The 14,012-nt window shown below is 72.2% G+C and carries 11 protein-coding genes; 6 read left to right on the top strand and 5 right to left on the bottom strand.

Going from position 1 to position 14,012, the window contains the following annotated elements; translation table 11 throughout:
• Positions 1-1,917, top strand: a 1,917-nt coding sequence (locus ACWEJ6_RS52450; RefSeq protein ID WP_452433152.1) for a M28 family peptidase, incomplete at its 5' end; no start/stop codon positions are given.
• On the opposite strand, the gene ACWEJ6_RS52455 is transcribed toward ACWEJ6_RS52450, so the two are convergent.
• Together ACWEJ6_RS52455 and ACWEJ6_RS52460 are read right to left on the bottom strand one after the other, a co-directional pair.
• Positions 1,914-4,817: an ATP-binding protein gene (locus ACWEJ6_RS52455; protein ID WP_452433154.1), complete on the bottom strand. Its 2,904-nt coding sequence runs from the start codon at positions 4,815-4,817 to the stop codon at positions 1,914-1,916. The two genes, ACWEJ6_RS52450 and ACWEJ6_RS52455, sit on opposite strands and share 4 nt — an antisense overlap.
• Before the next feature lie 162 nt (positions 4,818-4,979).
• Complete coding sequence (locus ACWEJ6_RS52460) at positions 4,980-6,509, bottom strand: MDR family MFS transporter (protein ID WP_452433166.1); 1,530 nt, start codon at positions 6,507-6,509, stop codon at positions 4,980-4,982.
• Between the two features lie 143 nt (positions 6,510-6,652).
• On the opposite strand from ACWEJ6_RS52460, the gene ACWEJ6_RS52465 reads away from it, so the two are divergent.
• Complete coding sequence (locus tag ACWEJ6_RS52465) at positions 6,653-7,231, top strand: TetR/AcrR family transcriptional regulator (protein ID WP_452433156.1); 579 nt, start codon at positions 6,653-6,655, stop codon at positions 7,229-7,231.
• A gap of 125 nt (positions 7,232-7,356) precedes the next feature.
• Here ACWEJ6_RS52465 and ACWEJ6_RS52470 read toward each other — a convergent pair whose 3' ends face one another.
• Positions 7,357-8,916, bottom strand: coding sequence for a cellulase family glycosylhydrolase (locus ACWEJ6_RS52470; RefSeq protein WP_452433158.1), 1,560 nt, complete (start codon positions 8,914-8,916; stop codon positions 7,357-7,359).
• 198 nt (positions 8,917-9,114) lie between these two features.
• Here ACWEJ6_RS52470 and ACWEJ6_RS52475 point away from each other — a divergent pair, with 198 nt between their 5' ends.
• The 3 genes from ACWEJ6_RS52475 (at position 9,115) to ACWEJ6_RS52485 (ending at position 11,688) form a co-directional block, all read left to right on the top strand.
• Positions 9,115-9,834 carry a hypothetical protein gene (locus tag ACWEJ6_RS52475; RefSeq protein WP_452433160.1) on the top strand — a complete coding sequence of 240 codons (720 nt, stop codon included), beginning with the start codon at positions 9,115-9,117 and terminating at the stop codon, positions 9,832-9,834.
• 64 nt (positions 9,835-9,898) lie between these two features.
• The gene (locus ACWEJ6_RS52480; protein ID WP_357983781.1) at positions 9,899-10,495 is read left to right on the top strand and encodes a PadR family transcriptional regulator; all 597 of its coding nucleotides are present in this window, start codon (positions 9,899-9,901) and stop codon (positions 10,493-10,495) included.
• Entirely contained in the window at positions 10,492-11,688 is a 1,197-nt protein-coding gene (locus ACWEJ6_RS52485; RefSeq protein ID WP_452433162.1) for an FAD-dependent monooxygenase, read from the top strand. Before ACWEJ6_RS52480 ends, ACWEJ6_RS52485 begins: the two co-directional genes overlap by 4 nt.
• Here ACWEJ6_RS52485 and ACWEJ6_RS52490 read toward each other — a convergent pair.
• Positions 11,685-12,434, bottom strand: a complete 750-nt coding sequence (locus ACWEJ6_RS52490) for a sulfite exporter TauE/SafE family protein (RefSeq protein ID WP_352360786.1) — start codon at positions 12,432-12,434, stop codon at positions 11,685-11,687. The two genes, ACWEJ6_RS52485 and ACWEJ6_RS52490, sit on opposite strands and share 4 nt — an antisense overlap.
• A 51-nt stretch (positions 12,435-12,485) precedes the next feature.
• Positions 12,486-13,439, bottom strand: a complete 954-nt coding sequence (locus ACWEJ6_RS52495; protein ID WP_452433164.1) for an NAD-dependent epimerase/dehydratase family protein — start codon at positions 13,437-13,439, stop codon at positions 12,486-12,488.
• 48 nt (positions 13,440-13,487) lie between these two features.
• Here ACWEJ6_RS52495 and ACWEJ6_RS52500 point away from each other — a divergent pair.
• Positions 13,488-14,012 (top strand): IS701 family transposase (locus ACWEJ6_RS52500; RefSeq protein WP_452433165.1); only part of this gene is annotated, 525 nt, incomplete at its 3' end.

Genomic DNA, 14,012 nt, shown 5'->3' on the forward strand with positions numbered 1-14,012 from the left:
GCCAACAGCGCCGAGTGCAACAGCACCAAGGCCGCCTGGAGCGCCGTCAGCGTCGCCGCCGCCTCCGGCGAGCCCGCCTGCGGCACCGCCGGCCCGGACTTCTCGCTGTCGCTCAACCCGTCCTCGGGCAGCGCCCAGCCCGGCGCCACCGCCACGGCCACGGTCAACACCCAGACGACCTCGGGCAGCGCCCAGACCGTCAACCTGACCGCCTCCGGGCTGCCCAGCGGCACCACCGCCAGCTTCAACCCGGCCTCGGTGACCTCGGGCAACTCCTCCACGCTGACCCTGTCGGTCGGCGCCTCCACAGCCCAGGGCACCTACCAGGTGACGGTCACGGGCACCGGCTCGACCACGCACACCGCGACCTACACCCTCACGGTCGGCACCGGCGGCCCCGGCGGCCAGGACCCGCCTGACGTCAGCGTCGCCAACGTTAAGACGCACCTGGCGCAGTTCCAGAGCATCGCCACCGCGAACGGCGGCAACCGCAGGTCCACCGGCCAGGGCTACCTGCAGTCGGTCTCCTACGTCGAGCAGAAGCTCCAGGCGGCCGGGTACACCGTGACCCGCCAGACCTGCAGCGTCTCCTACTGCACCAGCGGCGCCGGCCCCAACCTGATCGCCGACTGGCCCGGCGGTGACGCCAACCAGGTCATCATGTCCGGCGCCCACCTGGACAGCGTGTCCGCGGGACCGGGCATCAACGACAACGGCTCCGGCTCGGCCACCCTCCTGGAGGTCGCGCTGACCCTGGCCCAGCAGAACCCCACGCTCACCAAGCACGTGCGGTTCGGCTGGTGGACCGACGAGGAGCAGGGCCTGAACGGCTCCGAGGCCTACGTCGCCTCGCTCAGCTCGGCCGACCGGTCGAAGATCAAGGTCTACTACAACTACGACATGGTCGGCTCGCCCAACGGCGGCTACTTCATCAACAACATCACCACCACCGGCGCGTCCTACCTGAAGGAGTTCTACGACAAGCTGAACCTGCAGCCTGAGGAGAACACCGAGGGCGCCAACCGGTCCGACGACGCCTCCTTCCGCAACGCCGGCATCGCCAGCTCGGGCGTGGCGGCGGGCGCGAGCGCCACCAAGACGTCGGCGCAGGCGACCAAGTGGGGCGGCACGGCCAACCGGGCCTACGACTCCTGCTACCACTCCTCCTGCGACACCACCTCCAACATCAACGACACCGTCCTCGACCGGGCGGCGGACGCCGCGGCGTACGCGGTCTGGAAGCAGGCGGTCGGCGGCACCACCCAGCCGCGTGACTTCTCGCTCTCCGCCAACCCCGGCTCGGGCACGGTGCAGGCCGGCTCCACCGCCACGACGACGATCGGCTCGACCACCACGAACGGGACCGCCCAGACGGTGAACCTGTCCGCGAGCGGCCTGCCGACCGGCGCCACGGCCTCGTTCAACCCGGCCAGCATCACGTCGGGCGGCTCGTCCAGCCTGTCGATCGCGACCTCGCCCACCACCCCGGCGGGCAGCTACACGATCACCGTGACCGGCACCGGCGAGACGGCGACGCACACCACGTCGTACGCGCTGACCGTCCAGGGCACCTCGGGTGGCCGGACGTTCACCAACGACACCGACTACCAGATCAGGGACTACTCCAACACCCAGAGCTCGATCACGTCCACCGCGACGGGCACCGCGGCCTCCCCGGTCAAGGTGTCCATCACGATCAGCCACACCTGCGCCGAGGACCTCGACATCTGGCTCCGCGGCCCGAGCGGCACCTGGTACGTGGTCGACGCCTACGGCGGCACCACCTGCACGCAGTACGGCACCAGGACCTTCTCGATCCCGGTCAGCCAGCAGGCCGCCGGCACCTGGACGCTCGACATCGAGGACGTCTACGCCGGTGACACCGGCTTCCTGGACTCCTGGAGCATCACGGTCTAACCGTCGGAATCAGGGTTGAGGAGCCCCGGCCGGTCATCCGGCCGGGGCTCCTTCACGTCGTTGCGGGTGCGCACGCCGAGCTTCTGCAGCACCCGCGCGACGTGCGTGTCCACCGTCCGCCGGGACAGGAACAGCACCTCGGCGATCTCCCTGTTCGTCCGGCCCAGCGCGACCAACCTGGCCACCTCGGCCTCCCGCGGCGACAACACCCCGCTGCGGCCCTTCCTGCCCCGGCGCGGCGCGCTGCCCGGCCCGATCTCGCGCAGCAGGTGGCGGCAGCGGGCGGCGTCGTGGGTCGCGCCCAGGCCGGCGTACCGCTCGCAGGCGTCCGCGATCAGGTCGGCGGCCCGTGCCCGGTCGCCGGTCGCCAGCCGGGCCGCCGCCTCGGACTCGGCCGTCCTGGCCACGGTGTAGGGCCTCGGCATCGCCTCGTACGCGGCCCGCGCCCTGGCGAAGCACCTGGCCGCCTCCTCGTACGCGCCCCGGTCCAGGGCCAGCGCGCCGGCCGCCGCGTCGAGGCCGGCGTGCGCGGAGGGCGCGTCGCGGCCCTCGATGCCCGCCGCGAACTCGGCCACCAAGTCCTCGGCCTGCTCCGCCCGTCCGGCCCTCAGCAGCGCCGTCACGGCCGGGGGCACGAGCTGGTCGCCCCACACCCACATGCCCTTGCGCCGCAGCCTGGCCACCGCCCGCTCGGCCTCGGCCAGCGCCTCGTGCGGGCAGTCGCGGGTCAGGTGCAGCTCGATCAGGCCGCCCGAGGCCACGGCGGCGACCGGCAGGAACCCCGACTCCACGTCGTTGACCCCCGCCGCCACCAGGTGCTCGGCGGCCTCCTCCCACTCGCCCCTGGCCAGGGCCAGCATGCCCAGCACGAGCCGGGCGTCCACGGCCAGCAGCGGCGCCTCGGCCGTCATCTCGACCGCCGCGACCGCCCGTTCCCGCAGGCCCTCCCAGCGCCCGGTGAGCAGGGCGAGCCGGATCGAGGACATCTCCACCAGGAACACCGGGTACTGCGCGCCCGTCTCCTCGGAGATGCGCCTGCTCTGGTCGGCGAAGCGCTCGGCCGCCGCGTAGTGGCCGAGCGCGATGGCCGCGTCGAACAGGTTGGCGTAGCCGCGCGCCACCTGCCTGCGCACCGCCGCCGACGGGTCGTTCGCGGGCAGGGCCGCGGCCAGGTCGAAGGCGTCCGGCGAGCCCAGCATCATGGCCAGGCTGATCTTGTTGGCGTGCACGGCGGCGGTCAGCTCCGGATCCTGGTCCTCGACCGTGGCCAGCAGCTTCTCCGCCCGGTTCATCCACTCCTCGTGGACGGCCAGCGGCTCGTCGCCCCAGGCGGGCATCGCCAGCAGCGCCAGCCCGCGCGCGGCCAGGCTCGGCCGGTCGTGCAGGTCGGGCAGGGCGAGCAGGATCTCCTGTCGGCCGGCGGCGACCACGCCCGCCTGGTTGGACAGCAGCACGCCCAGGTTGAGCCGGGCCTCGCCGCGTACGTGCCGGGACAGGAAGTCCTCGGCCAGCAGGTGGCGCAGCGGGCGAACCACGCGCCGGTAGGACAGCCCGATCGCGGCCACCCGGCTGAGCCGCAGCGCGAGCGGGCCGCGCGCGTCGTGCGGCAGCTTCGGGTCGGCCAGCATGCCGGCCAGCACCTCGACGGCGAGCGGGATGTCGCCGATGGCGGCGGCGTGGTCGGCCGCCGCCGGGCCGTGCCGCTGCCAGGACTCGAAGTCGCCCGCGCGCCTGGCGTGGTAGGCGAGCTGGACGAGCGGCGGCGGTTCGAGGGCGGACAGCGCGGTCACCGCCCGCTGGTGGGTGAGCCGCCGGTCGGGGCCGGGGATCGCGTCGTAGACGGCCTGCTGGGCGAGGGCGTGGCGGAAGCCGTACTGGCCGTCGTGCTGTTCGAGCAGCACGCCGGCCTTCAGCGCCTGGCTGAGCCCGTCGCCGAGGGGGTGGCCGGAGACGGCGGCGATGAGGTGCTCGTCGGCGGGCAGCCCGAGCACGGCGGCGGCGTGCACGGCGTGCAGCGCGGCCGGCGAGAGCCCGGTGAGCTGCTCGGTCATCGCCTCGCGCAGCAGCAGCGGCACCGCCATGCGCTCCAGGACCTCCGGCTCCTCCTCGCCGCCGAGTAACTGGCCCTCGTCGTCGAGCAAGGAGCGCACCACCTCCTCGATCACGAACGGCACCCCCGCCGTGCGGTCGCGCAGTTTCGTGACGAAGTCGGAGGTCAGCGTCGAACGGCCGAGCAGCGCCCCGGTCAGGCGGCGCACCCCCTCGACGTCCAGCGGCGTCAGCGAGATCACCTCGCTGCGCACCCCCGGCGGACGCCGGTACGCCCGCCCGAACGGCAGCCCCGGCACCGGCAGCCCCTCCCGGCGGAACGTCACCACCAGCGCGAGCCCCGCCGGCGGCTGGTCGGTGAGGAAGCGCAGCAGGTCACGGGTGCCGTCGTCGGCCCAGTGCAGGTCCTCGATCACCAGCACCGCCGGGGCCGCGGCGGCCAGCAGCGCGTGCACCGCGCGGAACAGGCGGTGGCGCTCGGCGCGCGGGTCGTCCAGCGGGGGCGGCGACGGCACCGGCGGCAGGTGCCCGGCCAGCTCCGGCAGGTAGCCGCGCAGGGCGCCGGTGACCGGGTTGAGCGTGCCCGTCTCCGGCAGCGCGCACCCGACGTGCCGCAGCGCGTCGAACACCGGGCCGTACGGGAACGGCTCGCGGATCTGGTGGCAATGGCCGATCAGGACGGTGCGTTCGCCGTCGGGCAACAGGTCGAGCGCGGCCCTGACCAGCCGGGTCTTCCCGATGCCCGCCTCGCCCTGCACGAGGATGACGGCCGGAGGGCCGGTGATGGCGTCGACGAGTGAGCGTAACTGGGCGTCACGCCCGATCAACCCAGGAGAAGCCAGGCTTGTCATCGGGGTCTCCGTAACAGTGCAGGTTTACTCCCCCTGTCGGAATACTGTTATCCATCACGGGTCAGCGCGGGTCAACCCTCTGTTTTCCGGTCAAATGCCGTGCCCTTGGTGGCGCCGGTGATCCCGGCGCCCTCGGCCGCCCCGTCCCGCGCGGGCGGCGCCTCAGGAGGCGACGGGGGTCCTGCCGTCCCCCGCCGGGGCGGGTTCGGCCAGGTCCACGCTGTCGCGGAGCTTGGCCGGCTTGAGGAACAGGGTGGCGATCACGCCGATCACGGCGATGCCCGCCGAGATCAGGAAGATGTGCCCGGTGGCGTCGCCGTACGCGGCCCTGACGATGCCCTTGAACGGCTCCGGCAGCGCCGCGATGTTGAGCGTGCTCCTGCCGCCCGCGGCCGCCTTGGCCGGGTCGATGCCCACCTTGGCCAGCCCTTCGGCGATGCCGGTCGCGACCTGGTTGGCCAGCACCGCGCCGAGCACCGACACGCCCACCGTGCCGCCCAGCGAGCGGAAGAACGTCACGGCCCCGCTGGCCGCGCCCAGCTCGCGCAGCGGCACGGTGTTCTGGATCGCGAGGACGAGGTTCTGCATCGACATGCCGACGCCCGCGCCGACCAGCACCATCGCGCCGGCGATGAGCACGAGCGAGGTCTGGTGGTCCATCGTGGACAGCACCAGGAACCCGACGGTCAGCACGACCGCCCCGGTGACGATGTACGGCTTGACGTTCCCGCTCCTCGACACCATGCGCCCGGAGATCGCCGAGGACAGCAGCACGCCGAGCATCATCGGGATCGTCAGCAGCCCCGCCTCGGTCGGGCTGTAGCCGCGGCCGATCTGGAAGTACTGGCCGAGGAAGACCGAGCCGCCGAACATCGCCATGCCCACCGCGAGGCTCGCCAGGATGGCCAGCGCCGGGGTACGGCGGCGGATGACGTGCAGCGGCACGACCGGCTCCTTGACCACGGTCTCCACCCAGGTCGCGACCGCCAGGACGGCGACGCCGCCGAGCACCATCGCGGCGGTCTGCCAGGACAGCCAGTCGAAGGAGTTGCCGACGAAGGTCACCCAGATGAGCAGCACGCTCACGCCGACCGCGATCAGCGTGGCGCCGACGTAGTCCACCTTGACGCCCTCGCGGCGCACGTGGGTCACCCGCAGGGTCTTCTGCAGCAGGAAGAAGGCGACCACGGTGAACGGCGCCGCCACGAAGAAGCACCAGCGCCAGCCGAGCCAGGAGGTGTCCGCGATCAGGCCGCCGAGCAGCGGCCCGGCCACGGTCGCGACGGCCATGACGCCGCCGAGGTAGCCGTTGTACTTGCCTCGGTCCTTGGGGCTGATCATCGCCGCGATGATCACCTGGACCAGGACCTGCAGCGCGCCCATGCCGAGGCCCTGGAGGGCGCGGAAGGCGATGAGCTGGGCGGTGTCCTGGGCGAAGCCGCAGGCCACCGAGCTGACCATGAAGATCACGATAGAGATCTGCAACAGCAGCTTCTTGCTGAACAGGTCGGCCAGCTTGCCCCAGATCGGGGTGGAGGCCGTGGACGCCAGCAACGAGGCGGTGATCACCCAGGTGTACTGCGACTGCGTGCCGTTCAGCGCGCCGATGATCTGCGGCAGCGCGACCGACACGATCGTGCCGCTGATCATCGCCACGAACAGGACGAGCAGCAGCCCGCTCAGGGCCTCCATGATCTGCCGATGGCTCATCTGACCCGGCGGCGCGGCCGGGACGGTCGGTGCGCTCATGCGCGGCCTCCTCCTACGTAAAACAATGCCCAATGGGAAAGTTTGCCCGCTGAGCATATATTCCCGGACGGTAGGCTTGGCGCATCATGGACAGCACCGGCGGGCTGCGCGAACGCAAGAAGGCCGAGACGCGGCAGGCCGTGCACGAGGCGGCCATGCGGCTGGTCGGGGAGCACGGCCTCGACGCCGTCACGGTCGAGACCATCGCCGACGCCGCGAACATCTCGCGCCGAACGTTCTCCAACTACTTCGCCGGCAAGGAGGACGCCGTCCTCTACGGCGAGGAGCAGCGCATCCGCGACCTGGTCGAGAAGGTGGGCGCCCAGCCGGCCGGCCGGACCGCCTGGCAGGCGCTCTGCGGGGCGATCGACGACGTGTTCGAGGAGGTGGGCGAGCCGGCGCGGGAGTGGGCCGTGCGCGCCCGTCTGGCCAAGCGGCACCCGTCGCTGCTGGCCCGGCAGCTCGCCAACCACGCGGGGCTGGAGCGCGACCTGGCCCAGGCGATCTCCGGGCGGGAGAGCCCGGTGCGTCCGCAGGTGATGGCGGCGGGGTTCCTCACGGCGTTGCGGCTCGGGTCGCACCTGTGGGTCGAGGAGCGTCAGTCGCGCTCGTTGCGGGAGGTCATGGCCGAGATGCTCGACGAGATGTCCCGCCCGTTCAGCTGACCGCCCGCGTCCCGATGGGGGAACGCGGGCGGGAGTGGGAGCAGGGAACGGGTGGCGGCGTCAGGGGCAGGTGGTGTTCGCGGGGGTGGCGGGGTCCGGAACAGGGGGTTCGCGGGGGTGGCGGATCAGGAGCAGGTGGTGTTCGCGGGGGTGGCGGCCGTGCCGTTGGCGGTGAAGCCGATCGCCACCGACGCCCCCGGCGCCAGGTTCCGCGCCCAGTCGGGCCCCTTGGCGGTCCACGTGGTGCCCGAGACCGTCACCACCGCGTTCCAGGCGTTGTTCAGGGTGACGCCCGAGGGCAGCGTCCAGGTCGCGGTCCAGGCGTTGATCGGGGACGTCCCGGTGTTCTTCACCGTCACCTCGCCCTGAAAGCCGCCCTGCCAGGCGTTGGTCTGCTTGTAGCCGACCGTGCACTGCCCCGGCGGGTTCGCCGTCGGCGACGTCGTGGGGTCGCCCCCGCCCCCGGCCGGCGGGATCAGGTACGGCTGCAGGATGTCCTGCTTGGCCTGGTTGATCGTGGTCCAGTCGTCATTGGCGATGCCGCCGGTGTCGCCCGAGTTCGGGTTCCACGACCAGTACGTGAACGACATGCCGTTCACCCCGGTGCCGGTGTACTTCATGAGCTCCTGGAGCCAGACCTTGTCGACGTTCGAGGCCAGCGTGGTGCCGAACTCGCCCATCATGATCGGCGCGATGTTCTGCCTGTACAGGTAGCCCCAGTACTTGTCCCAGATGGCGGGCATGTTGGCGGGGTAGTCGGGGGCGTCGAACCAGGTCTGGTGGTAGACCGAGGTGGCGTACTCGTGCGGTGAGTAGACCAGGCGGTTCGCGACGTTGAGCCGTACCGGGTACTGGCCGGCCTTCGACAGGTTGCCGCCCCACCAGCCGCAGTCCTCGTCATTGCCGGGGTCGTTGTCCCAGACGTTCGACAGGCCGCCGCTCGGGCAGCTCACGCCCTCGACGAAGATCAACCAGTTGGGGTTCACGCCCAAGACGGCGTTGCCCGCCCGTTCGGCCGCCAGGCGCCAGTCGCGGGCCTGGTCGCCGCAGCCCCAGCAGGCGCCGGTCGCGTTGGGGTTGGTGCCCTCGGCGTGCGGCTCGTTGTGCAGGTCGGCGCCGATGACCGTGGGGTTGTTCGCGTAGTGTTGGGCCAGGGTCTTCCAGTCATTGATCCAGGTGCTCTCGGGGGTGGCGCTGACGTACCAGAGCGGGGACTGGCCGGCCGCGGTCGGGCGGTGGCGGTCGAGGATGATCCGCATGCCCTTGACGCCCGCGTAGTCCACGACCTTGTCGAGGATCTGCATGGGGGACAGGCCGACCAGGTCGGGGTTGACGTAGTCGTTGATCCCGGTGGCGGTGGCCCCGGGCTTGAGCGCGTCGTTGGAGTACGGCACCCGCAGCGTGTTGTAGCCCAGCGAGGCCATCTTGTCGATCTGGCTCTTCCAGGGGTTGCTCGACCACAGACCGTGGAAGGTCTTGTTGTCGGTCTCCATGCCGAACCAGTTGATCCCGGTCAGCCGGACGGTCGCCCCGGTGCTGTCGAGGATCTTGTTGCCGCTGGTGTGCAGGTAGCCGGTCCCTGTTCCGGTCGCCGCGCCCGCCGGGGTGGTGGTCAGCGCGACGGCGACAGCCGCTCCGGCCACCACCGTGGCCAGGGCGCTCAGTGCCGCCTTCGAGGTCTGCATGGGGTGCCCTTTCCGCGAGGGGGAACGCGGCGTCATGCTCGGCCGCCGCGTTCGGGCACGTCAATGCGAGGACGCCCGTCAACCCATCTGACCTGCGGGAACGCCTGAAACTTTCATGCCCTGGTAGTGCCAGGTGGAGTACGGGTCCTCGCGGCCGCGCCAATGTGCCCGGACGCGTCCGTCACTTGAATGGCGGGCATGACGATCACGCGCATGACGATCCCCGGGCGCTGGGTGGAGGGCGCCGGGCTGGTGCTCGGACCGGCGCTGCTGCTCGCCGGAGTCCTCGTCCGCCTCGGCGCCGACGACTTCTTCCCCGGCCAGCTCGCCGCCTACGCCGCCGACCCGGGCCGCATGGCCCTGTCCTACAGCCTGTACGCCGCGGGCGCCGTGCTGCTGTGGCCGGCGGTGACCGCGCTCGGCAGGGTGATCGCCGTCACCCATCCGGCTCTGGCCAGGTGGGGGGTGACGCTGGCGGTGCTGGGGCTGTTCGGCAGGGTGTTCCACGCCGGGGTGAGCCATCTGGCGTTCCAGCTGGTGGACGCGCTCGGCCCGGAGGCGGCCGAGCGGGTGGTCGCGGGCACGTACGGGGCCTTCCACGTGTTCAAGGCGGTCAACGTCTGCATCATGGGCGGCTGGGTCGTGCTGGCCGTGGGCGCCTTCCGTGCCGGGGCCCTCGGGGCCGGGCCGGCCGGCGTGGTCAGGTGCGTCGCCCTGGCGCTGGCGGCCGGGCTGCCGCTCGGCGTGCTCAAGGGCAGCAGCGACCCGATCGCGCTGGCCGCGCTGGCCGGGCTCGTCGTCGCGCTGGCGCCCATGGGCGTCGCGGTGCTCCGGACGGGCCCCGCGCCCCGCTGGTGGGCGATCGCGCTCACGCTCGCGCTGGTCCCGGCGGCGTTCCTCGTGGGGATGGCGGGCTGACTCCTCTATAGTTGACATCAACTAGCCGACGATGGATAGTTGATATCAACTAAAGGGGACTCCGATGGAGAAGCGCCGCAAGGTGGCCAACCCGCTCGCGCTGGCGGTGCTGGCGTTCCTGCTGGTCGAGCCCATGCATCCGTACGAGCTGGGCCGTCGTCTGCAGGAGACCGACAAGGACAAGAGCTTCAAGTACAACCGCGGCTCGCTCTACATGGTCGTCAAGCAGCTCGCCAAGGCGGGGTTCATCGTCGAGCGGGAGACCGTCCGCGACACCGAGCGGCCCGAGCGCACGCTCTACGAGCTCACCGGCGAGGGCCGCGCGGAGCTCTACGACTGGCTGCGCGAGCTGGTCTCGACGCCGCAGGAGGACTATCCGCACTTCGGCGTCGCGTTGTCGCTGATCAGCGTGCTCGACCCGGCCGAGGCCGTCGGGCTGCTGGAGCGGCGCGCGGCGGCGATGACCGCCCAGCGGGCCGAGCTGGCCCGGACCGCCGATGCCGCCCGCGCGGGCGGCGTGGCCTGGGTGTTCCTCGTGGAGGACGACTACCGCCTCGCGGTGCTCGACGCCGAGCTGGCCTTCGTCGCCCGCCTCATCGAGTCCCTCAGCGCACCTGACTACGCCAGGACCTGGCACGAGATGTTCGGGAGTCGGCAATGACAGCAGTGAGCACGGCATTGGTGATCGGCGGGGGCATCGCCGGCCCCGTCACCGCGATGGCGCTGCGCCGCGCGGGGATCGAGGCGACCCTGTACGAGGCGTACGACCGGGGAGCGGAGGGCGTCGGCGGCACGCTCACGATCGCCCCGAACGGGCTCGCGGCGCTGCGGGCCGTCGGCGCGGAGGAGGCCGTCCGGGCGGTCGGCCAGCCGGTGGCGCACACGATTGTCCGCGACGGCGCGGGCAGGCGCATGGGCGAGCTGGCCGGCCTGCCCGACCTGCCGCCCAGCCAGGCGATGTGGCGCTCGCAGCTCTACGGCGCGGTCCGCGACCGGGCCCTGGCCGCCGGCATCCGCACGGAGTACGGCCGCCGCCTGGTCGGCGTCGAGGAGCACCCCGGCGGCGTCACCGCGCGCTTCGCCGACGGCGGCAGCGCGAGCGCCGACATCCTGGTCGGGGCCGACGGCATCCGTTCCGTGGTCCGGTCCCTGATCGACCCGGCCGCGCCGGGGCCGCGCCATGTGCCCCTGCTGAACTTCGGCGGCCTGGCCGACGTCGCCGTGCCGGCCGGGGAGCAGGCGTCCTGCTTCGTGTTCGGGCGGCGGGCGTTCCTCGGCTACTGGGTGCAGCCCGACGGGCGCACGGCCTGGTTCTGCAACGTGCCGCACGCCGAGCCGACGACCTCCGCGCAGGCGCGCCGGGTGCCGGCCGGGGAGTGGCTGCGCCGCCTGGGCGAGCTCTTCGCGGGCGAGGAGCCGGGGGAGGAGCTGGTGCGGCACACGTCCCCCGAGAACCTGGTGGCGCTCGGCACGGTGGAGATCATGCCGAGCGTCCCGCACTGGCACCGCGGCAGGATGGTGCTGGTGGGCGACTCGGTGCACGCGCCCTCGCCCAGCTCGGGGCAGGGGGCGTCGCTGGCCGCCGAGAGCGCCGTCCAGCTCGCCCGCTGCCTGCGCGACCTGCCCGCCGTGCCCGCCGCGTTCGACGCCTACGTACGGCTGCGCCGCGACCGCGTCGAGCGGGTCGCCGCCCGCGCCTCCCGGACGAACAGCAGCAAGACCCTCGGGCCCTTCGCCGTCACGATGATGCGGCTGATGATGCCGCTGGCCACCCGGACGTTCCTCGCCCCCGAACGCGCCCTCGGCCCCGAGCAGCGCCACCACCTCGACTGGGACGAGCCGGTGACCGCCTAGGCGGTCAGCAGCTTGACGATCGCCACCACCCCGATGCAGACGACCGCACCGCGCAACACCGGCGCGGGCAGCCTGCGTCCCACCCGCGCCCCCAGGAACCCGCCGACCGTCGAGCCCAGCGCGACCAGCAGCACGGCCCACCAGTCGACGTCGGCCACCAGCGTGTACAGGACGGCGGCCGTGGCGTTGACCACGAGCGACAACACGTTCTTGGCGGCGTTGACGCGCTGCAGCTCCTCGTCGAGGAAGATGCCGAGCAGCCCGATGAGCAGCACGCCCTGCGCCGCGCCGAAGTAGCCGCCGTACGCCCCGGCGGCCAGCACGCCCAGCCACAACCAGGGTCCGCCGTGCGCCTGCCGCGGACGGCTGGCCAGCAGCCGGCTGATCCTGGGCTGGGCCAGCACCAGCACGCAGGACAACCCGATCAGCACCGTCACGACCGCCGTGAACGTGCGCTCCGGCAGGTTGAGCAGCAGCAGCCCGCCGATCAGCGAGCCCAGCGCGGAGGCCGAGGCCAGCCGGAGCAGGCGGCCGCGCTGACCCTTGAGCTCGGCGCGGTAGCCGAGGACGCCGGTCACGCCGCCGGGCACCAGGCCGATGTTGTTCGAGACGTTGGCGGTGACCGGCGGCAGGCCGACGGCCAGCAGCGTCGGGAACGTGATCAGCGACCCGGAACCGACGACGGCGTTGATGCCTCCCGCTCCGACGCCCGCCGCGAAGACCGCGGCCATCTCCCAAGGTGTCATGGCGGGTGACTCTAGTGCGTGGCCCTGGTGCGCTCGCTGGTCAGGTGGGGGTCAGCGGGTGAGGGTGCCCGCCCGGACCAGCCAGTCGACCGCCTCCGCGACCGCCTCCAGCGAGGTGTGCCGGGGGCGGTGGCCGAGCAGCCGTCCGGCCTTCTCCATGCTGCAGTGGGGGCTGTGCGCGATGTGGTCGTAGGTGACGCGGGCGTGGTGCTCCGGCACGGTCTCCCGCCACTGCTCCCACGGCAGGTACGACAGCCGCGCCTCCCGGCCGGACCAGCCCGCCACCGCCTCGGCGTAGCCGCGCAGCGTCAGCGCGGTCACGGCGACCGAGTGGAAGCTCTCGCCCCTGGCGGCGGCCGGGTTGTTCATGGCGTCCACGAACAGCCGGGCGACGTCGTCGGCATGGACGTGCTGCACGGTCTCCATGCCCAGGTTGGGCAGCCGCACCTCCGCACCGTCGGCCAGCGCCTGGAACACGGCCGGGTCGAGGTTGCCGGCCGGATTGACCGGGATCCAGCCCGGGCCGGTGATGTGCCCGGGATGGACGACCGTGGCCGGGAACCCCTCCCGCGCGGCCAGGTCGAGCAGGTACGCCTCGATCGCGGCCTTCTGCCGGCCGTACTCGCCGATGGGGCGCTTCGGGCGGTCTTCTGTCGTCGGGACGCGGGTGCTCGGGCCGTGCACCCAGATCGTGCCGCAGTGCAGGAACTGCCGGACCCGGCCGGCCAGCGCCCCGGCCAGATGGCGGGCGCTCGCCTCGGTGAAGCAGATGAGGTCGATGACCACGTCGGCCTCCAGCTCGGCGATCCGCCGCCCGAACGTGCCCGCGGCCTCCTCGGCCTCCCGGTCGGCGACCACGGTGGCGACCCGCTCCCACGCGCCATGCGGCGTGTACGGCTCCCGCTTGCCCCGGCTCACCGCGACCACGTCGTGGCCCGCGTCCACCAGGCGCGGGACCAGATAGGTGCCGATGTGCCCACTCGCCCCGATCACCACTACGCGCATGCACCCACCCTAGTACTACAGCAAGGCTTTGTGATGTAGTCTGGAGGCATGCTCGATGAGTTAACCGCTGATGATCTCCGATCGTGGGTGTCAGGACTGGACGCGCTGTTCGGGCGAGTAGCGGGCCGGTTCGGGCGAGTGGAACCGCGTAGGCAGGCGCGAGCTTATGTGATGGGATTGCTGGCGCCGATCGAGCGGAAGAACAGCTGGCAGCTGGCCGAGGCGGCCGGGGATACGGCCCCGGATCGCATGCAGCGCCTGTTGAACAGCGCCCGCTGGAATCCCCGCGAGGTGCGAGCCGACCTGCGCGGATACGTGATGGACCATCTCGGCCACCGCGATGGCGTGCTCATCGTGGATGAGACCGGGTTCCTGAAGAAGGGCGACAAGTCGGCCGGCGTTCAGCGCCAGTACTCCGGCACCGCGGGCCGGGTGGAGAACTGCCAGCTGGGCGTGTTCCTGGCCTACGCCTCCCCGCTGGGGCGGGCGCTGATCGACGCCGAACTGTATCTGCCCAAGTCCTGGACCGATGATCGCGCGCGGTGCGCGGCGGCGGGCATCGGCGAAGACGTG

It is taken from the genome of Nonomuraea sp. NPDC004702 (assembly GCF_053601695.1).